General features: G+C 68.2%; 18 protein-coding genes. 13 read left to right on the top strand and 5 right to left on the bottom strand.

The annotated features are described in order from the left end of the window. Positions 1-10: 10 nt before the first annotated feature. On the top strand, positions 11-712 hold the full coding sequence (gene trmD, locus V5F77_RS13655) for a tRNA (guanosine(37)-N1)-methyltransferase TrmD (RefSeq protein WP_429005906.1): 702 nt from the start codon (positions 11-13) through the stop codon (positions 710-712). 178 nt (positions 713-890) lie between these two features. Further along, the gene (gene rplS / locus V5F77_RS13650) at positions 891-1,295 is read left to right on the top strand and encodes a 50S ribosomal protein L19 (RefSeq protein ID WP_429005905.1); all 405 of its coding nucleotides are present in this window, start codon (positions 891-893) and stop codon (positions 1,293-1,295) included. Positions 1,296-1,460: 165 nt separating this feature from the next. Here the strand turns inward: rplS and V5F77_RS13645 are convergent, their stop codons facing one another. Next, on the bottom strand, positions 1,461-2,363 hold the full coding sequence (locus tag V5F77_RS13645; RefSeq protein WP_429005904.1) for a hypothetical protein: 903 nt from the start codon (positions 2,361-2,363) through the stop codon (positions 1,461-1,463). 85 nt (positions 2,364-2,448) lie between these two features. After that, positions 2,449-4,092, bottom strand: coding sequence for an ArnT family glycosyltransferase (locus V5F77_RS13640; protein WP_429005903.1), 1,644 nt, complete (start codon positions 4,090-4,092; stop codon positions 2,449-2,451). Between the two features lie 94 nt (positions 4,093-4,186). On the opposite strand from V5F77_RS13640, the gene V5F77_RS13635 reads away from it, so the two are divergent. From V5F77_RS13635 to V5F77_RS13625, 3 genes are all read left to right on the top strand, one after another. Further along, positions 4,187-4,891: a hypothetical protein gene (locus tag V5F77_RS13635; RefSeq protein WP_429005902.1), complete on the top strand. Its 705-nt coding sequence runs from the start codon at positions 4,187-4,189 to the stop codon at positions 4,889-4,891. Positions 4,892-5,099: 208 nt separating this feature from the next. Further along, positions 5,100-5,690: an ANTAR domain-containing response regulator gene (locus tag V5F77_RS13630; protein ID WP_429005901.1), complete on the top strand. Its 591-nt coding sequence runs from the start codon at positions 5,100-5,102 to the stop codon at positions 5,688-5,690. Continuing rightward, positions 5,687-6,823, top strand: a complete 1,137-nt coding sequence (locus V5F77_RS13625) for a CmpA/NrtA family ABC transporter substrate-binding protein (protein WP_429005900.1) — start codon at positions 5,687-5,689, stop codon at positions 6,821-6,823. Before V5F77_RS13630 ends, V5F77_RS13625 begins: the two co-directional genes overlap by 4 nt. Before the next feature lie 124 nt (positions 6,824-6,947). Here V5F77_RS13625 and V5F77_RS13620 read toward each other — a convergent pair whose 3' ends face one another. Next, positions 6,948-8,759 carry an amidohydrolase gene (locus tag V5F77_RS13620; protein WP_429005899.1) on the bottom strand — a complete coding sequence of 604 codons (1,812 nt, stop codon included), beginning with the start codon at positions 8,757-8,759 and terminating at the stop codon, positions 6,948-6,950. 386 nt (positions 8,760-9,145) lie between these two features. Between V5F77_RS13620 and V5F77_RS13615 the strand changes: the two genes are divergently transcribed. The 8 genes from V5F77_RS13615 to V5F77_RS13580 all read left to right on the top strand — a co-directional run bounded on the left by V5F77_RS13615 (position 9,146) and on the right by V5F77_RS13580 (position 20,337). Further along, a complete protein-coding gene (locus V5F77_RS13615; RefSeq protein ID WP_429005898.1) occupies positions 9,146-10,504 on the top strand; it encodes a CmpA/NrtA family ABC transporter substrate-binding protein in 1,359 nt (452 codons plus the stop codon). Positions 10,505-10,587: 83 nt separating this feature from the next. Then, positions 10,588-11,478 (top strand): nitrate ABC transporter permease, encoded by an 891-nt coding sequence (ntrB, locus tag V5F77_RS13610; protein WP_429005897.1) that lies wholly within the window; start codon positions 10,588-10,590, stop codon positions 11,476-11,478. A 12-nt stretch (positions 11,479-11,490) separates the two neighbouring features. Next, positions 11,491-12,285, top strand: a complete 795-nt coding sequence (locus tag V5F77_RS13605; RefSeq protein ID WP_429005896.1) for an ABC transporter ATP-binding protein — start codon at positions 11,491-11,493, stop codon at positions 12,283-12,285. A gap of 15 nt (positions 12,286-12,300) precedes the next feature. Beyond that, complete coding sequence (locus V5F77_RS13600) at positions 12,301-12,732, top strand: globin family protein (protein ID WP_429005895.1); 432 nt, start codon at positions 12,301-12,303, stop codon at positions 12,730-12,732. A 291-nt stretch (positions 12,733-13,023) separates the two neighbouring features. After that, a complete protein-coding gene (locus V5F77_RS13595) occupies positions 13,024-14,235 on the top strand; it encodes an NAD(P)/FAD-dependent oxidoreductase (RefSeq protein ID WP_429005894.1) in 1,212 nt (403 codons plus the stop codon). Positions 14,236-14,247: 12 nt separating this feature from the next. Next, positions 14,248-16,014 carry a NirA family protein gene (locus V5F77_RS13590; RefSeq protein ID WP_429005893.1) on the top strand — a complete coding sequence of 589 codons (1,767 nt, stop codon included), beginning with the start codon at positions 14,248-14,250 and terminating at the stop codon, positions 16,012-16,014. Then, entirely contained in the window at positions 16,011-17,642 is a 1,632-nt protein-coding gene (locus tag V5F77_RS13585; RefSeq protein ID WP_429005892.1) for a sulfite reductase subunit alpha, read from the top strand. The genes V5F77_RS13590 and V5F77_RS13585 overlap by 4 nt, the downstream gene beginning before the upstream one ends. A 13-nt stretch (positions 17,643-17,655) precedes the next feature. Further along, complete coding sequence (locus V5F77_RS13580) at positions 17,656-20,337, top strand: nitrate reductase (protein ID WP_429005891.1); 2,682 nt, start codon at positions 17,656-17,658, stop codon at positions 20,335-20,337. A gap of 87 nt (positions 20,338-20,424) precedes the next feature. Here the strand turns inward: V5F77_RS13580 and ppa are convergent, their stop codons facing one another. Then, positions 20,425-20,973, bottom strand: a complete 549-nt coding sequence (gene ppa / locus V5F77_RS13575) for an inorganic diphosphatase (RefSeq protein ID WP_429005890.1) — start codon at positions 20,971-20,973, stop codon at positions 20,425-20,427. A 51-nt stretch (positions 20,974-21,024) separates the two neighbouring features. Further along, positions 21,025-21,534, bottom strand: coding sequence for a GNAT family N-acetyltransferase (locus tag V5F77_RS13570; RefSeq protein ID WP_429005889.1), 510 nt, complete (start codon positions 21,532-21,534; stop codon positions 21,025-21,027). Positions 21,535-21,614: the final 80 nt, after the last annotated feature.

The raw sequence follows: 21,614 nt of genomic DNA, 5'->3' as shown, positions 1-21,614 counted from the left end.
TCACAGCGCCATGACGTTCCGCGCCAGCATCCTGACCCTTTATCCCGAGATGTTCCCCGGCCCGCTCGGCCATGCCCTCGCCGGCAAGGCGCTGGCGTCCGGCCTTTGGGCGCTTGAGGCGATGCAGATCCGCGACCATGCCCGCGACAAGCATCGCTCGGTGGACGATACGCCCGCCGGCGGCGGCCCCGGCATGGTGATGCGCGCCGACGTGCTCGCCGCCGCCATCGATGCCGTCGCCCCGCAAGGCGATCCACGTCCCCGCCTGCTCATGACCCCGCGCGGCCGCCCGCTCACCCAGGCCCGCGTGCGCGACCTCTCCGCCGGTCCCGGCGCGGTGATCTTGTGCGGACGGTTCGAAGGGGTGGACGAACGCGTGATCGCGGCACGTCAATTGGAGGAGATTTGCGTCGGCGACGTGGTGCTTTCGGGCGGGGAGAGCGCGGCGCTGCTGCTGCTTGATGCCTGCGTGCGGCTCATTCCCGGCGTCATGGGCAAGATCGAGAGCGGCACCGACGAGAGCTTTTCCGCCGGCCTGCTGGAATATCCCCAATACACCCGCCCGCAGATCTTCGAGGGCGCGCCGATCCCCGAGGTTCTGGTCAGCGGCGATCATGCCCGCATCCGCGCCTGGCGCCGCTCGCAGGCGGTGAAGGCGACGCGCGCGCGCCGGCCGGACCTGCTCGGCCCGGACAATCCGGAGGGCATGTGAAGACTGCAGGATATGACGGGCGCGGGATGTGACGGGTGCGTGAACAAAGGGCATGACAGGCCGAGCGTTCTGCGGTATAGCCCCGCCGTCCCCCTAATTTAAAACGACACGATGTGGCGCCGGGACAATCGGCCCTCGGGCCGGCGGCGTTTGGCGACCGCATGAAAGTTGGTGACACATGAACATCATTCAGACCCTTGAAGCAGAACAGGCCGCCCGCCTCGCCGAAAAGCGGCCCACCCCCGACTTCCAGCCCGGCGATACCGTGATCGTCAATGTGAAGGTCGTGGAAGGCGAGCGCACCCGCGTGCAGGCCTATGAAGGCGTGGTGATCGCGCGCAACGGCGGCGGGCTCAACGAGAGCTTCACCGTCCGCAAGATTTCCTACGGCGAAGGCGTGGAACGCGTGTTCCCGGTCTATTCGCCGCTGATCGATTCCATCAAGCTGGTGCGTCGCGGCAAGGTGCGTCGCGCCAAGCTCTATTATCTGCGCGACCGTCGCGGCAAGTCCGCCCGTATCGCCGAGCGCACCGATCGCCGCGACGAGAGCGGCAAGAAGATCAAGGCCGCTTCCCCGAAGTGAGCCTGTGCCGGGCCTGAGGGTTCGGATCGCTTTTGAACGCCGTCGGGTTCGCCCGGCGGCGTTTTTTATTGGCCCCATGCGCACACGCCCCACCTCTCCCCGACGGGGAGAGGTCGACCGCGTAAGCGGGCGGGTGAGGGGTGACACGCTCTTGAAAGAAACGCCTCAGGCGGCCTCTGCGAGCAGAGCATCGAGCAGGCCGTCCGGGTCCGCCGCAAAGGCGAGGCGCACCCGCTCCAGCGCCGCCGCGCCGCCGCCACGGTGCCCGGCGCCACCCACGTGCAACCAGGTATCCGTAAGCAGATACGGCTCGCGCCCGCCCGCTCCATCCAGCAGATAGACCTCCCGCGTCCGCGCCTGCCGCATCTCGCCGAGCGTCAGGCGGCGGTAGAGGCGATGCCAGTTCTGCCCGCCGGTATCGAGGGTCAGCGGCGTGTCGGTGCCGAAATCGAGGGCGAAATCGGCGGTCGCGGCAAAGTCGAACACGCTGTAGCCGGGCCACAGGAACCAGCAGCCGAAGCGGTCCCCATGGCGCACCATGCCATAGGCCGGCTGCGCCGCCACCCGCGCGGCCAGATCGTCCCTGGCCAACGGCACAAGATCATGGTCGAGCAGCGCGAACACCTTGGGCGCGGTGGGCCGGATCAGATTGTGATAGATCCAGTTCAGCGCCACGCCGTGGCTGCGCGAGCCATTGGTGCTGAAGCGGCTCAGCGGCTCGCGCGGCAGCGGGCAATAAATGTGGCCGCGTTCCGCGCACAGCGCGGCAATCGCCACCCGCGCCTCAGCCTTGGTGGAATTATCGCACACCACGAGCTGGGCTCCCGGCACGAACCGCATCATGGCGTGCGACAGCAGGGCGATGGCCTCCGGCAGATTGAAGGCGATGGTGAAGGCCAGCGTGCCGCCGCGATGGGCGGCGAGCGCGCGCAGCACCTCCGTCTGACCGGCCGCACGGCAGCGGCGGTAGCTGAGATCCACGAGAATATTGCGGGCCCGCCGCGCGCGATGCATCAGCGGCGTCGCGCTCGCCCATTCCAGCAGTGAATAATCCCTCAGAGCTCGCATGGCACGGGGTTGTCGCGAGGATGCCGCCCAGCGTCAAGGCGGGTTGTGTAACCCATTGTCACAGCACAGCTTCCGTTTCGGAGAATCAGCCTCCGCTCCGGGGGCGCAGCAACATGCGCAGGCGCGCCGGGGCGGCGGCCACCCCAGCGTTCGCGCTGACGCCATAGAGGCGAACCTCGCCCGTGCCATCGGCCCTCGCAAATGTGCCGAGCGGGGCAAACCCTTCCGGCGCCTGCGCCAGGGCGGCGCGCAGCCGGACGTTCTGCGGCATCGCCTGGGCGGCCGGGGCGGTATCGAGCACGATGAAGCCGGCGCCGCTCGCCACCAGGGCCGCGCCATCCTCGGCCGGTGTAGCGAGGGTCCCCTGGGCCTGCGCCGGCAGCAGCCGGCGGACCGGAGCGACGAAGGCGGTGCGCGCGCGATCACGCTGGGCGATCGCGGCGATCAGCGCGCCCTCCCCCTTCGCGTCGGAGGCGACGAGAACGAGCGCCGTCCCCGCCTGCCGCTCCAATATGGCGCGGGCAGCGGGCTCCATGCCGATCGGCAGCTTCAGCAACGGGGTCAGCAATGCCGGCAGCGCCGCGAGCAGCAACACCAGCAGCACGACCAGGCCGGACAGGATCGGCCATCCCGTGATGATGAGGCCGATCAGCGACACGCCGCCATAGACCGCCAGCATCACCAGCGGCGCGAGGGCGGGCAGCAGATGACCGGCGTCGGGCGCGAGCGGCACCAGCAGGTTCCCCACGAGCAGGGCGCCGGACAGAGCCGCCAGGGTGGTGAACAGGTCGCTCGGCGTCTCGCTCCGCCGCCAAGCCGAGACGACGGCCGACACCGCCCCGAAGGCCGCGAGCGCGAGGATCAGCGGGGTCAGTCCCGCCACCAGCGCCGCGCCATAGAACGGCGCCGAGACGTGCAGGAACGCCGGCCCCCAGCCGCCCGCGAAATGGCCCGCCACAAGCGGATAAGTGCCGAGGACCCAGGGCCCGGCGAGCACCAGCATCAAGGCGTAGGGCAGAAAGAAGCGCGGGCGGCGCATCAGGTCGAGGCGGCGCCCGCACACGGCGGCGAGCGGCGGCAGCAGCGCCAGAACGATCATGGCAAAATCGGTGAGCATGGCCGCGCTGGCCAGAAGGCCGAAGCCGAGCGACCAGGCGAGGCTGCCGGTCCTCAGGTGACGCCAATAGGCGAGCGCGGCGAGGAGGGCCAACAGGGCCGCCGGCATGTCCAGCGACACCACCAGGAGCGCCGCGCGCAAGGGCGTCAGGGCCAGCAGCACCCCGCACACCGCGATGCCCGGCAGCGGCCCGAGCTGGCGCGCGACGAGGAAGCCCGCACTCACCGCCAGGACCGCGGCCATGAGGCAGGGCAGCACCAGGGCGGCCGGGGTCGAGGGAGAGGCCGCGAGAAACCACAAGCCCTCGATGACGTAATAAAGTGGCGGATTGGGCCCCAGCGCGACGCGCGGATACTGCAGGAAGAAGCTCTCGATGAAGGCGAACGGCGCGGGAAAGCCCGCGTGCGCATAATCGGCGAACATCAGGCCGGTGACATAATGGCCCGCCTCCTGCGCCTCGGTCGCGGAGAATTCCGCGACGAACGCGCCCGAGGCGCTTTGATACAGCGCCAGCACCACCATCAGCAAAGCTGCGAAAATGGCAAACAGCAGCGCCTGAAGGCCTGAGCCCACGAGGGCCCCGATCCGGTCGTCCCCGCCCGTGTGCGCCACGCAACCTCCCGCCTCACCAAGCCCCTTGCCTAAAGGCCACGGGCGCTTTCTAAAGTTCACAGGGGGCGCCGTCCATGCCCCATGGAACAAAGCCATGAGCGTAATCCGAACCTGGCTTGGAGGCTTCGCCTGGGGCGCCGTGTTCGGCGTGGCCGGCGCCACCACCGCCGGCATCATGCTGTTCCGCCCCGATGTCATCGAGCGCATCACCATGGAACGCCCGGCCGCGCCGGCCTCGCAGGCCGCATCCGCGCCCAAGGCCGCCCCGGCCCCTCCCCTCGGCACGCCCGCTGGAGCGCCCTCTGGCGCACCCTCTGCGGCCGCAGGGCCGCCCGCCGCCGCCCGCCCCTCCGAGATACGGCAAACCGCCGCGCCCCAAATATTCCCACCCCCGAATCCGGCACCGGCCCCCGCGCCGGCCCAGGCCCCCGCGCCGACCGTGGTGAAGGCGCCGCCCTTCATCGTCAATTCGCGCACCACCGCGGCCCTGGAGCAGGTGTTTTCCCCGCCCCGTGCCTTCGCGCGCAATGACGCCCTGGTGGTGCGCGGGCGCAACATGAATTCCGAACCGGTCGAGTTCATCGTGCGGATCGACGATGCCGCGTCGAGCAATTGGACCACCCGCTTCAACAGGCTCGATACTCTGCCGCCCGGGCCGTTCGAGGTCCGCGTGCCGTTCGAAAGCCTCATGACCCCCGACAAGACGGAGCTGGATATCGGCGCCATCTCCCGTATCGTCCTGTTCTCGCAGAAAGGCGTGCTCGACATCGACGCCGCGCAGATCGAGACGAAGAAATGAGCGTGGCGGATCTTCCGGCCCTCGCGCATCCTTTGACCCGTACCCCCGCGTTGACGGTGGGCTTGACCTTGCCGCACCTTAAGCTGATGCATAAGGCAGGTGCGGCGTACGTCGCCCCATGCGCCCTTTCGCGCAATAACCCTTCGACAAGGGGAGCCCGACCTCAGGCCGGCGCGACTTTTTCAGACGGCTCCAGCCACGGACCTCAATGGCCAGCGATCTAACCTTGCGCATCGTGATCGTCGATGAGAGCCCCGTGCGCGCGGCCATCCTCAGCGAGGGGCTGCGCGAGGCCGGCTATGTCAATGTGCTGCGCGTCGAGGGCCACAAGAACCTGCTGGAACGCATCTATGCCATCGATCCGGACGTGATCCTGATCGACCTCGAAGACCCGAGCCGTGACACCATCGAGCAGATGTTCCAGATGAGCCGCGAGGTGAAGCGCCCGGTCGCCATGTTCGTGGACCAGTCGGACGGGAAGACCATTGAGGAAGCGATTGCCGCCGGCGTGGCCTCCTATGTGGTGGACGGGCTGCGCAAGGACCGGGTGAAGCCGATACTGGAAACCACCATCTCGCGCTTTCGCGCCTTCGCCCGCCTCAAGGAGGAACTGGAGGAGGCCAAGAGCCAGCTTGAGGAACGCAAGCTGGTGGACCGCGCCAAGCTGATTCTCATGAAGATGAAGAATATCGACGAGCAGGCGGCCTATAGCCTGATGCGTCGCACCGCCATGAACGAGAAGAAGCGGATGGTGGACATCGCCCAGTCCGTCATCACCGCCGCGGAGATGTTGCGATGAGACGCCTCGCCATGGGGTTCATTCCCCTCACCGACGCCGCCGTGCTGATCGCCGCCGCCGAGCGCGGCTTCTCCATGGCCGAGGGGTTGGAGATCGATCTCCACAAGGAAGTCTCCTGGGCCAATATCCGCGACAAGGTGAATGTCGGCCTGCTGGACGGTGCCCACATGCTGGGCCCGCTGGCGATCGCCTCCTCGCTCGGGCTCGGCCATGTCCGGGTGCCGCTGGTGGTGCCGTTCGCGCTCAATCTCAACGGCAGCGCCCTCACCATCGCCAAGGATGTCTATGCCGCGATGGGAGACACCGGCATCGATCTGTCCACCGCGCTGGGCGCTGCGCGCGCGCTCGGCCGGGTGGTGGCGCTGCGGCGCGCAGCGGGGCGCGAGCCCTTGATCTTCGCCTCGGTGTACAGCTTCTCCACCCATACCTATCTGGTGCGCAATTTCCTCAAGGCCGGCGGCGTGGACCCGGACCGCGACGTCCGGCTGGTGGTGATCCCGCCCCCCTTCATGGCGGAGAGCCTGCGCAACGGGCTGGTGCATGGCTTCTGCGTCGGCAGCCCCTGGAACAGCGTGGCGGTGGATGCCGATGTGGGCCGCATCGCCGTGCTCGGCGCGGAAATCTTCGGCTGGGTGCCGGAAAAGGTGCTGGGCGTGCACGCCCGCTTCGCCAATACCGAATCCGACGTGCTGCATCGCCTGGTGCGGGCGCTCTACGCCGCCGCGCGCTGGTGCGAGGACCCCGCCAACCATGAGGATCTCGCGCGCCTGCTGGGCGAGCCGCGCCATCTCTCCCTGCCCGCCGACGTGCTGCGCCGGACCCTGGACGGGCGGCTCCACACCGCGCCCGGCGGCCCGCTGCGGGCGCACGACGATTATCTGGTGCTGCATCGCGACGGCGCCAACCGCCCCGAGCCGAACCATGCGCTCTGGCTCTACAGCCAGATCGTCGAGGCCCACCAGGGGGAATGGGCGCCGGACGCGGCGCGCGAGGCCATGTCGGTCTACCGGCCGGATATCTTCGACCAGGCGGTCGGCGTGCCACCCGCCCCGCACGGCGCCGAGCCGGATTGCGTCGCAACCCAGCTCGGCCCGCCATTCGACGCCGCGCGCTTCCTCGCCACCGGCGAATGACCCCAGCGGCTGAGGAGCCTCGATCATCGGCGCTGGGTCCAGGCCCGCGCGGCGTTAAAGCCAAACCCGCGCGGCCCCGGTCGAGGACCGGTGCCGTTGGGATGAGGCGCGCGGCGCAGGCCGCTTACACCTCCCCGTGGGTCAGCTTGCCGTTCATGAGCGTGAGGTCGATCCGCGTCGCGGCGATGGCGTGCACCGGGCCATCGAAGATGTTCTTCTCCAGCACCACGAGGTCGGCCATCTTGCCCACCTCCAGCGAGCCGATCTTGTCGTCCATGCGGATCTGATAGGCCGCGCCAAGGGTATTGGCATGGACCGCCTGGGCGAGCGTCAGGCGCTCGGCGGCCGGTTCGAGCACCGGATTGCTCGCCGCGCCGATGAGCTGGCGCGTCACCGCGATCTGGATCGAATCGAGCGGCTTGAAGGTGGAGAAATAGCCGGCCGCGGGCCAGTCGGTGCCGAAGGAGATGCGCCCTCCCGCCTCAAGCTGGGATCGCGGGCGATAGATGCGCTGCTGGCGTGCCCCGTAGCGATCCTTGAGGATCTCGGTGGTGTCGGGATCGGCGGACATCCAATTGGCGGAGAACTGGCCGATGACCCCGAGCTTGCCGAAGCGGGGAATATCCGCGTCGTCCACATAGACCAGATGCGCGATGGTGTGCCGGCGCTGGCGCTGCGGATTGGCGGCGATCGCCTGCTCGATGGCGTCGAGGGCGGCCCGCGTCGTTCCCTCGCCGCACGCATGCACGTGGACGTCGAACCCGGCCTTGTCGACGGCGCCGATCAGGCGCGTCCACTCATCGCGGGAGAACGGCGAGCCGCCGGTGAAATCCGGCCGGTCCGCATAGGGCTCCAGCAGCCATGCGGTATAGCCTTCCTGCGTGCCGTCGCCGATGATCTTCACCACGGCGATCTGCACCAGTTCGGAGGCGACCTTGGCGCGCATCTCCTCCAGCGCCGCCACCGTGCCCTCGACGGGCGGAGACTTCACGAGATAGGAGCCGACCACCCGGAACGGCAGGGCGCCGCGTGCCTCAAGGTCGGTATAGAGTTTGAGGATCGCGCTCTGGTCGCTCCCCACCGGCGGCACGCCGGCATCGAAGATCGCGGTGATGCCCGCCGCGCTCGCCTTCGGCAGCCAGCCTTCCGCAAGCTTGCCGAACGCGACCGGAGAGATCGGCTCGATGGCGTTCACCAGCGCGAGCACCGCATTCACCTCCAGCGCATAGCCGGTGGGATGCCCGTCCTTGTCGCGCACGTAATAGCTGAAGCGCGGAATCGGGTCGGGCGTATCCTTGGTGACCCGCGCCACTTCCAGCGCCTTGCTGTTCACCCACAGGCTGTGGCCGTCGATGGCGAAGAAGAAGGCGGGACGGTCGGGAATGATCTTGTCCAGTTCCTGCCGCGTCGGCCCCTCTGGCGGGAACATGTCGACGCGCCAGCCGAAGCCCCGGATGTTGCCCGTGGGGTTCTCGCGCGCGTAGCGGGCGATGGCCGCGAGCGCCTCATCCTTGGTGGGCACCTGGAGATCGATGCCGGAGGTGAGGAATGCCCCGAGGAACGGGTGGATATGGCCCTCCACGAACCCCGGCATCACCAGCCGACCGTTCAGCTCCACCACCTTGGTCCCGGCGCCCTTGAGCTTGTCGATCTCGCCGGTGGTCCCCACGGCGGCGATGGTCTTGCCCCGCACCGCCAAAGCTTCTGCCCAGGGCTGCGCGGGATTTTGCGTATAGATCTTTCCGCCCCGCAGGATGATGTCCGCATCCCCGGTCGCGGCCAAAGCGGAGAGGGGCGCGGCCGAGGCCGCCGCCGTGCAGGCGAGGGTTCCGCCCACGAATCCCCGCCGGGAGAGCCGCAGCGGCGCGCGCGGCGCTGCCTCAGCCGCTGTGGCGAAGGCGCCCAAGGCTTCGTTCAGGCTGCAATTGATACACATTCTTCGCGTCTCCTCCCGTACGTTCCGACGGCTTTCGGGCCATGGTGCCGAACGCGCGGCGGGATCTCAAGCGGCGCCGCCGACCTGCCGCATCGGTTGGCACATGCTGCGTATACGCGCATGCAAAATGAGCACCCCTCTCAAGAGCAGATTTTTCGCCCCAGATTTCTCTCAATATTTTCAGCAAGATGAGAGGAAATCCCAAGTTGGCACGAGACTTGAATAGATGAATTCCAGATGCGGACAATGATGTTCGTGTCGCCAAATTCGTCCCACCGCAGGGACCTTCAGCAAAGCCGCTGACACCGATGGCCATCCGCCGTCGCGTTGTCTGCGGCTTTTTTCGTTTCTGCGCCTTGTCCGATGTCCACGAGAGGGAAATCAGAATGACCGACGCTTTCACCGCCCGGCCCGGCCAGCCCGTCGCCCGCCAGGACGACCAGCCCTCTTCGCCGGCGCGCCGCTCGCTGCTGAAAAGCAGCGCGGCCGCCCTGGGCGCGGCGGCCCTGTTCGAGGCGGCGAAGGTCGCCTTCCCGGGCGGCGTGCCCTCCGCCCATGCGGCGGCGCCGGAGACCACCAAGGCGGTGCTTGGCTATATCGCGCTGATGGACGCCTCGCCCCTGGTGATCGCCAAGGAGAAGGGCCTGTTCGCGAAATACGGCGTGCCCGACGTGGAGGTGGTGAAGCAGGCCTCCTGGGGCGCGACGCGCGACAATCTCGTGCTCGGCGGCGCGGCCAACGGCATCGACGGCGCCCATATCCTGACCCCGATGCCCTATCTCATCTCCACCGGCAAGGTCACGCAGAACAACGTGCCGACCCCCATGTACATCCTCGCCCGGCTCAATCTGGATGCGCAGGCCATCTCGGTCTCCAACGAATACAAGGACCTCAAAGTCACTGCCGACGCCTCCGCGTTAAAGAGCGTATTTGCCCAGAAGAAGGCCGAGGGCAAGGAAGTAAAGATCGCCATGACCTTTCCAGGCGGCACCCACGATCTGTGGATCCGCTATTGGATGGCCGCCGCCGGCATCGATCCCGACAAGGACGTTTCCACCATCGTGGTGCCGCCGCCGCAGATGGTGGCGAACATGAAGGTGGGCAACATGGACGCCTTCTGCGTCGGCGAGCCTTGGAACGAGCAGCTCGTCAACCAGGGCATCGGCTTCACCGCCTGCACCACAGGCGAGATCTGGAAGAACCATCCCGAGAAGGCGCTCGGCATGCGCGCCGACTTCGTCGACAAGAATCCCAATGCCACCAAGGCCATCGTGATGGCGGTGCTGGAAGCCCAGCAATGGTGCGACAAGATGGAGAACAAGCAGGAGCTGGCCGAGATCGTCGGCAAGCGCCAGTGGTTCAACGTGCCCGTCGCCGACATCATCGGCCGGCTGAAAGGCGACATCAATTACGGCAACGGCCGGGTGGTGAAGGGTTCCGACCAATACATGAAGTTCTGGAAGGATCATGCCTCCTACCCGTTCAAGAGCCATGACGCCTGGTTCGTCACCGAGGATATCCGCTGGGGCAAGTTCGAGCCGTCCATCGATATTTCCGCGCTGGTCGACAAGGTGAACCGTGAGGACATCTGGCGCGCGGCGGCGAAGGACCTTTCGGTTCCGGCGGCCGAGATCCCGACCTCCACCTCGCGCGGCACGGAAACCTTCTTCGACGGCAAGATCTTCGATCCGGCGAACCCGACCGCCTATCTCAAGAGCCTCGGCATCAAGCGCGTCGAAGTCTGAGCCGCCGCCGCATCCGCGCCGTCCGGGCGCGGATGCCCTCGCCCTGCACGATGAACAGACCTCAAAACGGGAGCTTTTGCCCCATGTCCGTCACCGCTCTCAAGGAAACGACGCCGGCCCCGAAGCGCCCGGCGGCCGAAGTGGTCCGCCTCGCGCGCCCACGCCCGCCGGCCAAGACGCGCCTTCGCACGTGGGCGACGGGCGCCGCCGTGAATGTCCTTCCGCCGCTGGTGATGACCGTGCTGCTGCTCCTTTTGTGGGAATTGCTGTGCTCCGGTCCCGGCGCCACCTTGCCGCCGCCGAGCCGCATCTGGGCCGACAGCAAGGATCTGATCGTGGATCCCTTCTTCGTCGCCGGGCCGCAGGATATCGGGCTCGGCCTGCGGGTGCTGGTGTCGCTCCAGCGGGTCGCGGTGGGCTTCGGCCTTGCCGCCGTGGTGGGCATATTGATCGGCGCGGTGATCGGCCAGTCCATCTGGGCCATGCGCGGGCTCGACCCGATCTTCCAGATGCTGCGCACCGTGCCGCCGCTCGCCTGGCTGCCCCTGGCGCTGGCCGCCTTCCGCGACAGCAGCCCCTCGGCCATTTTCGTGATCTTCATCACCGCCATCTGGCCGATCATCATCAATACGGCGGTCGGCATTCGCAATATTCCGCAAGACTATCGCAACGTGGCGCTGGTTCTGCGGCTGAACCCAATCGAATTCTTCTGGAAGATCATGCTGCCGTCTGCGGCGCCCTACATCTTCACCGGCCTGCGCATCGGCATCGGCCTCTCCTGGCTCGCCATCGTGGCGGCGGAAATGCTCACTGGCGGCGTCGGCATCGGCTTCTTCATCTGGGATGCGTGGAACTCGTCGCGCCTGTCCGACATCATCGTGGCCCTGGTCTATATCGGCGTCGTGGGCTTCGTCCTCGACCGTCTCGTGGCCGCTGTGGGTGGTTTTGTCACCCGCGGTACCGCGGCATCCTGAAGGAGGCTCCCCATGTCCGCCTATCTCGAACTGAGCCAGATCGGTAAGACGTTTTCCCGCGGCGCCGCCAGCACGGAGGTGCTGAAGGACGTGTCGCTCGACATCGCCAAGGGTGAATATCTCTCCATCATCGGCCATTCCGGCTGCGGCAAGTCCACCTTGCTGAACATCGTCGCCGGCCTCACCACCGCCACCTCCGGCGGCGTGATCCTGGACGGGCGGGAAGTGAACGCCCCCGGCCCCGACCGTGCGGTCGTATTCCAGAACCATTCGCTGCTGCCGTGGCTGACCGTCTACGACAATGTCCGCCTCGCGGTGGACAAGGTGTTCTCCGGCACCAAGTCGCGCGCCGAGCGCAACGAATGGACCCTGCACAATCTTGAACTGGTGCAGATGGCCCACGCCAAGGACAAACGCCCGGCGGAAGTGTCCGGCGGCATGAAGCAGCGGGTCGGCATCGCCCGCGCGCTCTCCATGCAGCCCAAGGTGCTGCTGCTGGACGAGCCGTTCGGCGCGCTGGACGCGCTCACCCGCGCCCATCTGCAAGACAGCGTAATGCAGATCCATGCGGCGCTGGGCAATACCATCCTCATGATTACCCATGACGTGGACGAGGCGGTGCTGCTCTCCGACCGCATCGTCATGATGACCAACGGCCCCTCCGCCCGCATCGGCGAGGTGCTCAGCGTGGATCTCGCCCGCCCCCGCCGGCGGCTGGAGCTGGTGGCGAACCCCACCTATCTCAAGGCCCGCGAAGCGGTGCTGAAATTCCTCCACGAGCGGCATCGCTTCGTGGAAGCGGCCTGAGCGGAGGACGCCCCCATGACCCCCACCCAGATCACGCTGATCCAATCCTCCTTCGCCAAGGTGGCGCCCATCTCCGAGCAGGCTGCGGCGCTGTTCTACGCCCGCCTGTTCGAAACCACGCCGCAAGTGAAGCCCCTGTTCAAGGGCGACATCACGGAGCAGGGCCGCAAGCTGATGGCGACCCTCGCCATCGTCGTGAAGGGCCTGTCCAACCTGGAAGCGGTGGTCCCCGCCGCCCAGTCGCTGGCCCGTCGCCACGTCGGGTATGGAGTTGAGGCGGCCCATTATCCGCCGGTCGGCGCGGCGCTGCTCTGGACGCTGGAACAGGGCCTCGGCGCCGATTTCACGCCCGAGGTGCGGGACGCCTGGAGCGAGGCCTATGGCCTGCTCTCCTCGGTCATGATCGCCGCCGCGGCGGAAGCGGCGGCGCAGGCTGCGGCCGAGTGACAATCATGGGCGCCTTCATCCCCTTCCCCGCACATCGCCTCCCCCTGGAGGAGAGCGCTCTTCACCTCTCCCCCACGGGGAGAGGTCGACTGCGCAGCAGGCGGGTGAGGGGGCTCGGGCGCGTCGAAACGCGGGAAAACACGCCCCTCACCCTGACCCTCTCCCCCGCGGGGAGAGGGGGCTTCCCTCTGCATCTCTCCACCCTGGAAAGGCGCGCCCTTCCCCTCTCCCCGTCGGGGAGAGGGGGCTTCTCCCTGCATCGCGCGCGCCCCTCAAGGGGAGAAGAAGCTCATGACTGAAACCCTCGTCATCGTCGGTAACGGCATGGCCGCCGCCAAGCTCTGCGAGGAGCTGGCGCAGCGGGCGCTGGGGCGCTACGCCGTCGCGGTCGTCGGCGCGGAGCCGCAGCTCGCCTATAACCGCGTGCTGCTGTCCGATGTGCTCGCCGGCAAGATCGCGGTGGCCGACGCGCAATTGAAGCCGGCCGCCTGGTGGCGCGACCGGGGCGTCACGCTGCTCTACGGAAATCCCGCAACCGCCATCGACCGTGCGACGAACACCATCGCGCTCGCGGACGGCGCCCGCCTGCCCTACCAGCATTTGGTGCTCGCCACCGGCTCCCATCCCATCCGCCTGCCGGTGCCGGGCATGGACCTGCCCGGCGTGCGCACGTTCCGCGATCTCGCGGACGTCGCGGCCCTGATGGATGCGGCGAAGCCGGGAACCCGCGCCGTGGTCATCGGCGGCGGGCTGCTGGGCCTGGAAGCGGCCAGCGGCATGGCCGGCGCCGGTGCGAAGACCACCCTCGTCCATCTCATGGACCGGCTGATGGAACGCCAGCTCGACGCGCGCGCCGGCGCCCTGCTGCGGCAGGCGGTGGAAGCGCGCGGCATCGAAGTGGTGCTCGAAGCCTCCACCGCCCGCGTGGAAGGCACCGACCATGTCACCGGCCTGCGGCTCGCCGACGGCCGGCTGATCCCCGCCGACATCGTGGTGGTGGCCTGCGGCGTCCGGCCCAATGCGGACCTTGCCCGCGCCGCCGGCCTTGCCTGCAATCGCGGCGTGCTGGTGGACGATACGCTGACGAGCGATGATCCCGCGATCCACGCCATGGGCGAATGCGCCGAGCATCGCGCCGCCGTCTACGGCCTCGTGGCACCGGCCTATGAGCAGGCCCGCGTGCTCGCCCGCCGCTTTGCCGGCGAGGCCGCGCTTTATACCGGCAGCTCGGTCTCGACCAATCTCAAGGTTTCGGGCGTGCACGTCTTCTCCGCCGGAGATGTCACCGGCGGGCCGGGCACCGAGGACATCCTCCTCACCGATCGGGCGCTCGGTCTTTACCGGCGGCTGATCGTGAAGGACGGGCTGCTGATCGGCGCCGTCTTCTACGGCGATACGGCCGACGGCCTGTTCTATCTCGACCTCATCACGAACCGCACCCCGATCGCGGCCCTGCGCGCGGACCTCGCCTTCGGGCCGGTCGCGCGCGATGCCGCGGCCTGAGGAGAAGAAACCATGGGCGGCGATTTCACCATCGACCAGAAGCGCTATCTCGAAGGCTTCGTTTCGGGGGCCCAGGTGGCCCGCGTCGCGCGCGTGCCGGGCGCCGGCCCTGCCGCGCCTGCCGCCGACCCCACCGGCCCGGATGCCGCCAGCCACACGGCCATGGCCCGCACCGAGGCCGAGGGCAAGAAGCTCACGCCCGAGGAAAAAGCCAAGCGCGAGGAAATGGGCCTCGACAGCTATGCCCGCATGAAGGAGGCCGCCCAGGCCGGTGAATTCCCCAAGGGGCAGGACATCCTGCGCTGGAAATACAATGGCCTGTTCTATGTCGCCCCGGCGCAGGACAGCTTCATGTGCCGCATGCGCATGCCCAACGGCATCCTGACCCATTGGCAATTCCGGGGCATCGCCGATATCGCCCGCGACCATGGTGGCGGCTATTGCGACGTCACCACCCGCGCCAATCTGCAAATCCGCGAGATCCCGGCCGCCGACGGCGTGATTTTGCTGGAAAAGCTGGTGGACCTCGGCCTCACGGCACGCGGCACCGGCGGCGACAATATCCGCAACGTGACGGGCACGCCCACCGCCGGCATCGACCCGCAGGAATTGCTCGACACCCGCCCCTATGCGCGGGAGTGGCACCATTACATTCTCAACACCCGCGCCATGTATGGCCTGCCGCGCAAGTTCAACGTGGCGTTCGACGGTGCCGGACGCATCGGCGCGCTGGAGGACACCAACGACATCGGCTTCCAGGCGGTGGAAGTGCGCGAGGGCTTTGGCGTGGAGCCGGGCGTGTGGTTCCGCCTCGCGCTCGGCGGCATCACCGGCCACAAGGATTTCGCCCGCGACACCGGGGTGATCCTGGAGCCCAAGGACGCGACCCGCGTGGCGGACGCCATCGTGCGCGTGTTCATCGACAGCGGCGACCGCACCGACCGCAAGAAGGCGCGGCTGAAATATGTGCTCGACGCCTGGGGCTTCGAGAAATTCCTTCTCGCCGTGGAAGAGAAGCTCGGCCAAAAGCTGCTGCGCCTCCCCGCCGAAGCCGTGCTGCCGCGCCCGCAGGCGGACCGCATGGCCCATCTCGGCGTGCATCCCCAGAAGCAGGCGGGGCTGAACTGGATCGGCATCGGCCTGCCGGTCGGCCGCATCACGGCGTCGCAGATGCACGCCCTCGCCGATCTCGCGGTGCGCCTGGGCGATGGCGATTTGCGCCTGACGGTGTGGCAGAACCTGCTGCTGTCCGGCGTGCCCGATGCCCGAGTGGACGAGGCCAAAGCCGCCATCGCGGGCATCGGCCTCACGGCGGAAGCGAGCGCTTTGCAGGCCGGCATCGTCGCCTGTACCGGCTCGAAAGGCTGTCGCTTCGCCGCCGCCGACACCAAGGGCACGGCTCTCGCCATCGGCGCCCATTGCGGCCCGCGCGTGGCCCTGAGCGAGCCGGTGAACATCCATGTCACCGGCTGCCACAACAGTTGCGCCCAGCATTATATCGGCGACATCGGCCTGATCGGCGCGCGCGTCGCCCTCAATGAGGAGGGCGATACGGTGGACGGCTATCACCTGCTGGTGGGCGGCGGGTTCGGCACCGATGCCGCCATCGCCGAGGAGCTGTTCCGCGATGTGAAGGCGGAAGAGGTGCCGGTGCTGGTGGAGAAGCTGCTGAAAACCTGGCTCGCCCATCGCACGGCCGGCGAGCCGTTCGCCGCCTTCACCCGCCGCACGGATGCGGAAAAGCTGAAATCCCTCGTCGCTGCGGAGCCCGCGGAATGACCCTCCAGACCCGCCCGCCCCAAACCGCGCCAAACGCCGTGGTGCCCTTCCTGCCGGAGAGCGCGCCCTTCACGCCCGAGCAGCGCTCCTGGCTGAACGGCTTCTTCGCCGGTGTGTTCTCCTCGGATGCCGGCGCCACCAGCCTCTCCCCGGCTGAGAGCGCGGCCCTGCTCGCCGGCGCAGGCCCGGCGGGGGAGGAAGATGACGGCGCCCCCTGGCATGACGCCGCCCTGCCGCTCGACGAACGCATGGCGCTCGCCGAGGGAAAACCCCTGCCCCGCCGCATGATGGCGGCCATGGCGCAGCAGGATTGCGGCCAGTGCGGCTATCTCTGCGAGAGCTATTCCAAGGCTATCGCCACGGGCGAGGAGACCAAGCTCAATCTGTGCGCGCCGGGGGGCAAGGAAACCCTACGCATGCTCAAGCAGCTCGCCGCCGAACGGGACGCCGCGCCCGCCCCGGCCCCTGCTGCTTCTGCGGCGGTGGCGCCGCCCCCTTCCGCCGCCCGCGCCGCGCCCCTCGGCACGCGGGAGAACCCCGGCGAAGTCGTGTTCCTCGGCCGCTCCCGGCTGAACAAGGCAGGCTCGGAAAAGGAGACCTGGCATGTCGAGTTCGACCTTGCGGGCTCCGGCATCGATTATCGCGCGGGCGACAGCTTCGGCCTGTTCCCGGTGAATGATCCAGAGCTGGTGGATGCGGTGCTGGCCGCGCTCCATGCGCCGGCAGATTTCCCCATCAATGAGAAGACCTTGCACGACGTGCTGGCGCGCGAAGTGTGCCTCGGCGCGGCGCCCGATGCGCTGTTTCATTTGATCTCCTACATCACCGGCGGCGCGCGCAAGACCAAGGCGAAGGCGCTGGCGGCGGGAGAAGATCCCGACGGCGATGCCGCGACCCTCGACGTGCTGGCGGCGTTGGAGAAATTTCCCGGCATCCGGCCCGATCCGGAAGCCCTCATCGAATGCCTGGAGCCGCTCCAGCCGCGGCTGTATTCCATCTCGTCGAGCCCGCTGGCCACCCCCGGCCGGCTGTCCCTGACGGTGGATGCGGTGCGCTATGCGGTGGGCTCCCGCACGCGCCACGGGGTCGCCTCCACCTTCCTCGGCGGACGGGTGCCGGAGGGCACGCGGCTGAAGGCCTATATTCAGAAGGCGCACGGCTTCGCGCTGCCGCAGGATGCCGCCAAGGGCGTCATCATGGTGGGGCCGGGCACCGGCATCGCCCCGTTCCGCGCCTTCCTGCACGAGCGCATGGCCGCCAAGGCGCCCGGCAAGAACTGGCTGTTCTTCGGCCATCAGCGCCGCGAGAGCGATTTCTTCTATGAGGAGGAATTGGTGGGCCTGCAGGCGGCCGGCTGCCTGACGCGGCTCGAAACCGCCTGGTCGCGCGACGGCGCCGAGAAAATCTATGTGCAGGACCGCATTCGCGAGCATGGCGCGGAGCTGTGGGCATGGTTCCAGGAGGGCGCGCATTTCTACATCTGCGGCGATGCCAAGCGCATGGCGAAAGATGTGGAACTCGCGCTCGCCGATGTCGCTTCGCAGCACGGCGGCATGGATCTCGAGAAAGCCCGCGCCTTCATCGCCGAGTTGAAGAAAGCCGGACGCTATCAGGCGGACGTCTATTGAGAGGCGGCCGGACATGAATGCTCTTCCCTCCGCCCCCGCGATCGCCACCACCTGCCCCTATTGCGGCGTCGGCTGCGGCGTGAAGGCGACCCCGGATGGACAGGGCGGCGCGCTGATCGCCGGGGATCAGGCGCATCCCGCCAATCTCGGCCGCCTGTGCTCCAAGGGCGCGGCGCTGGGCGAAACGCTGGACCGCGACACCCGCCTGCTGCATCCCATGATGCGCGGCGCCGACGGCACGCTTGCGCGCACGCACTGGAATGATGCCCTCGACCGGATCGCGGAGCAGTTCCGCGCCATCCGCGCCGCGCACGGGCCGCAGGCGGTGGCCTTCTATCTCTCCGGCCAATTGCTGAGCGAGGATTATTACGCCGCCAACAAGCTGGCCAAGGGCTTCCTGGGCACGGCCAATGTGGATACCAATTCGCGCCTGTGCATGGCCTCCTCGGTCGCCGGCCACAAGCGCGCGTTCGGCTCGGACACGGTGCCGGGCTGCTATGAGGATCTGGACGCGGCCGACCTCATCATTCTCACCGGCGCCAACAGCGCCTGGTGCCATCCGGTGCTGTTTCGCCGCATGGTGGCGGCGCGGGCCGCGCGGGGCACCCGCCTGGTGGTCATCGATCCGCGCCGCACCGCCACGGGAGATGAGGCCGATCTGTTCCTGCCGATCGCCCATGGCACCGATGCCGCGCTGTTTTCCGGCCTGCTGGTGCATCTCGCCGACACCGGCGCGCTCGACCAAGATTATATCGATGCCCACACCGAGGGCTTTGCCGAGACGCTCGCGCAGGCCCGCGCGGCAACTCCGGACCGTGCCGCCACCGCCGCCGCGACCGGGCTCGAACCGGAGGCGGTCGCCGAATTCTTCGCCCTGTTCCGCGCCACGCCGCGCGTGGTCACCTGCTATTCCCAGGGCGTGAACCAATCGGCGGTGGGCACCGATAAGGTGAATGCCATCCTCAATTGCCATCTGGCGAGCGGGCGCATCGGCAAGCCGGGCATGGGGCCGTTCTCGCTCACCGGCCAGCCCAACGCCATGGGCGGGCGCGAGGTGGGCGGGCTCGCCAACCAGCTTGCCGCCCACATGGGCTTTTCCCCCGCCGAGGTGGACCGGGTGCGCCGGTTCTGGGACGCGCCCGCCATCGCCACCGCCGAGGGGCTGAAGGCGGTCGAGATGTTCGACGCCATCGCGCGCGGCGAGATCAAGGCGCTCTGGGTCATGGGCACCAATCCGGCCGTGAGCCTGCCCCAGGCGGGCGAGGTGCGCGCGGCGCTGGCCAAGCTGGACCTGTTCGTGCTGTCGGAAAACGTGGTGGGCAACGATACCGCCGCCTGCGCGCCCCATGTGCTGCTGCCCGCCGCCGCTTGGGGCGAGAAGGACGGCACGGTGACCAATTCCGAGCGGCGCATCTCGCGCCAGCGCGCGTTCCTCGCCCTGCCCGGCGCGGTGCGGCCGGATTGGTGGGCGCTCGCGCAAGTCGCGGCGCGGCTCGGCCATGGCCGCGCCTTCGCCTGGCAAGGCCCAGCCGATATCTTCCGCGAGCATGCCGCCCTCTCCGGCTTTGAGAATGGAGGCACGCGCGATTTCGATATTTCCGGCCTCGCGACCTTGAGCGACGCCGACTATGAAAGCCTCGCCCCGGTGCAATGGCCGGTGCCGCAGGGCACGCGGGAGGGCCGCGCGCGGCTGTTCGCCGACGGGGGCTTCTTCACGCCCAACCGGCGCGCGCGCTTCCGCGCCCCGCTGCCCACCGCGCCCGCCCCGCGCGCCGATTATCCGTTCCTGCTCAATACCGGGCGGGTGCGCGACCAATGGCACACCATGACCCGCACCGGGCTCAGCCCGCGCCTCGCCGGCCATGTCAAGGCGCCGTTCGTCGGCGTTCACCCCGCCGATGCCTGCGCGCTGGGGCTTGAGGAGGGCGCTCTGGCGCGGGTATCCTCCGCTCATGGCACGGCGGTGCTGGAAGTCCGCATCGATGCCGGCCAGCCCATCGGCACCCTGTTCGCGCCGATCCATTGGAGCGATGCCAATGCCTCGCACGGTGTCGTCGGGGCGCTGGTGCACAAGCGCACCGATCCCCATTCCGGCCAGCCCGATCTGAAAGCGACCCCGGCCACCCTTGCGCCGGTCCCGGTGCGCGGGCGCGGCTATCTGCTGGCGCGCAGCCTGCCGCAATTGCCTTTGCCGGAGGGCACGTGGTGGGCGCGGGCGAGGCTGGAAGGCGGCTTCGGCTGGCGGCTGGCCGGCGCGGCGGAGCCGCAGGACTGGGCGGCCTGGGTGGAGCGCCTCGGCCTGCCGGTGGACCGCGCTGAACTGATGGACCTGCCCGGCGGGCAGTATCGCACCGCCGCCTTCGATGCGGCGGGCCGGCTCGTCTTCGCGCTGCTGATGGGTCCGCCCGATGCCCCGCAGGCCTGGGATGCGCTGGCCGGCCTGCTGGGGGATGAGGCGGTATCGCCCGAAGACCGGCGCATCCTGCTCTCCGGCCGGCGGGCCGGGGCGCGCGGCGCCTGCGGGCCGCTGGTCTGCTCCTGCTTCGGCGTGCCGCGCGGCGCCATCACCGAGGCCATCGCCGCCGGCGATCGCGACGCCGCAGCCATCGGCGCCCGGCTCAAGGCCGGCACCAATTGCGGCTCCTGCCTGCCGGAACTTCGCCAGATCCTCCAGGAGGTCCTGGTCCCCGCCTGATCAGGTGCCCGCCTGAGCCGACGACCCCCTGAAACGAAAAAGGCCGGGCAAACCGCCCGGCCTCGATCACACGGTCCGATCGGCGGATCAGTCCGCCGCCGGCTCCTTCTCGCCCTTGGCGCGCTCGATGCCTTCGAGGATCAGCGCCTTGGCTTCGCCCACATCGCCCCAGCGCACGATCTTGACCCATTTGTTGGGTTCGAGATCCTTGTAATGGGTGAAGAAGTGCTCGATCTGCTGGAGCGTGATGTCCGGCAGGTCGGAATAATTGATCACCTTGTCGTAGCGCTTGGTGAGCTTGTGGGCCGGCACGGCGATGATCTTCTCGTCGAAGCCGCCCTCGTCCTCCATCAGCAGCACGCCCACGGGGCGCACGGCGATGACCGCGCCCGGCACGATGGCGCGGGTATTGGCAACCAGCACGTCGCAGGGATCGCCGTCGCCGGAGAGGGTGTGGGGGATGAAGCCGTAGTTTCCGGGATACCGCATGGCGGTATAAAGGAAGCGATCGACGAACAGGGTGCCGGAAGCCTTGTCCATCTCATACTTGATGGGCTCACCGCCGATCGGCACCTCGATCACAACATTGACTTCTTCGGGCGGATTCTTGCCGATCTTGATGGCGTCGATGCGCATGTGGCCACTCACTTGAAGCTATGGATCTCGCGCCCTGAACGGACGGCGCGGCTACCGCTGCCAAGCGAAGGCGACTTTGTCCAGGGTTTTCGTACCGAAGCGCTCGATGGAGGCTGCGACCGGTTGCCCACCGAGCGATTCGTAGAAGCCCACCGCGCCGGCATTGTCCTTCAGCGCCCAGACAACGAGGCCATTCAGCCCGGCAAGGGTCAGATCCCGCCGCGCGGCGGAAAACAGGCGCTGGCCGAAGCCAAGGCCCTGATAGACCGGCTTGAGATAGATTTCGTAGATCTCCCCGCCATAAGGCAGGTTCTTGGCGCGGTTGCCGCCGTAATTGGTGTAGCCCACCACGCCCTCGCCGGCGATCAGCACGGAAACGCGGCTGCCTCGGCCGATGGCCTGTTCCCACCACGCGGGGCCGCGCCGCTCCACCATCCGCTCCAGCTCCAGGCCGGGGATGAGGCCGCGATAGACTGAACGCCAAGCGCTGTCATGAACGTCCGCGATGGCGGGGGCGTCCTGGGGCTTCGCGCGACGTATCTCGATGAGGCCCGTACTCATGGGGTGATTGGAGCAAACCTCGGCCTCCGCTTCAAGTGGCCTTGTTGTCACGAATCGGCGCCCTCCACTTTTTGTCGGTC

It is taken from the genome of Roseixanthobacter psychrophilus, from assembly GCF_043195195.1.
GTDB lineage: Bacteria > Pseudomonadota > Alphaproteobacteria > Rhizobiales > Xanthobacteraceae > NCEH01.
The sequence above is the reverse complement of the archived record's forward strand: the minus strand, read 5'-3'. Positions and strand labels throughout refer to the sequence as shown.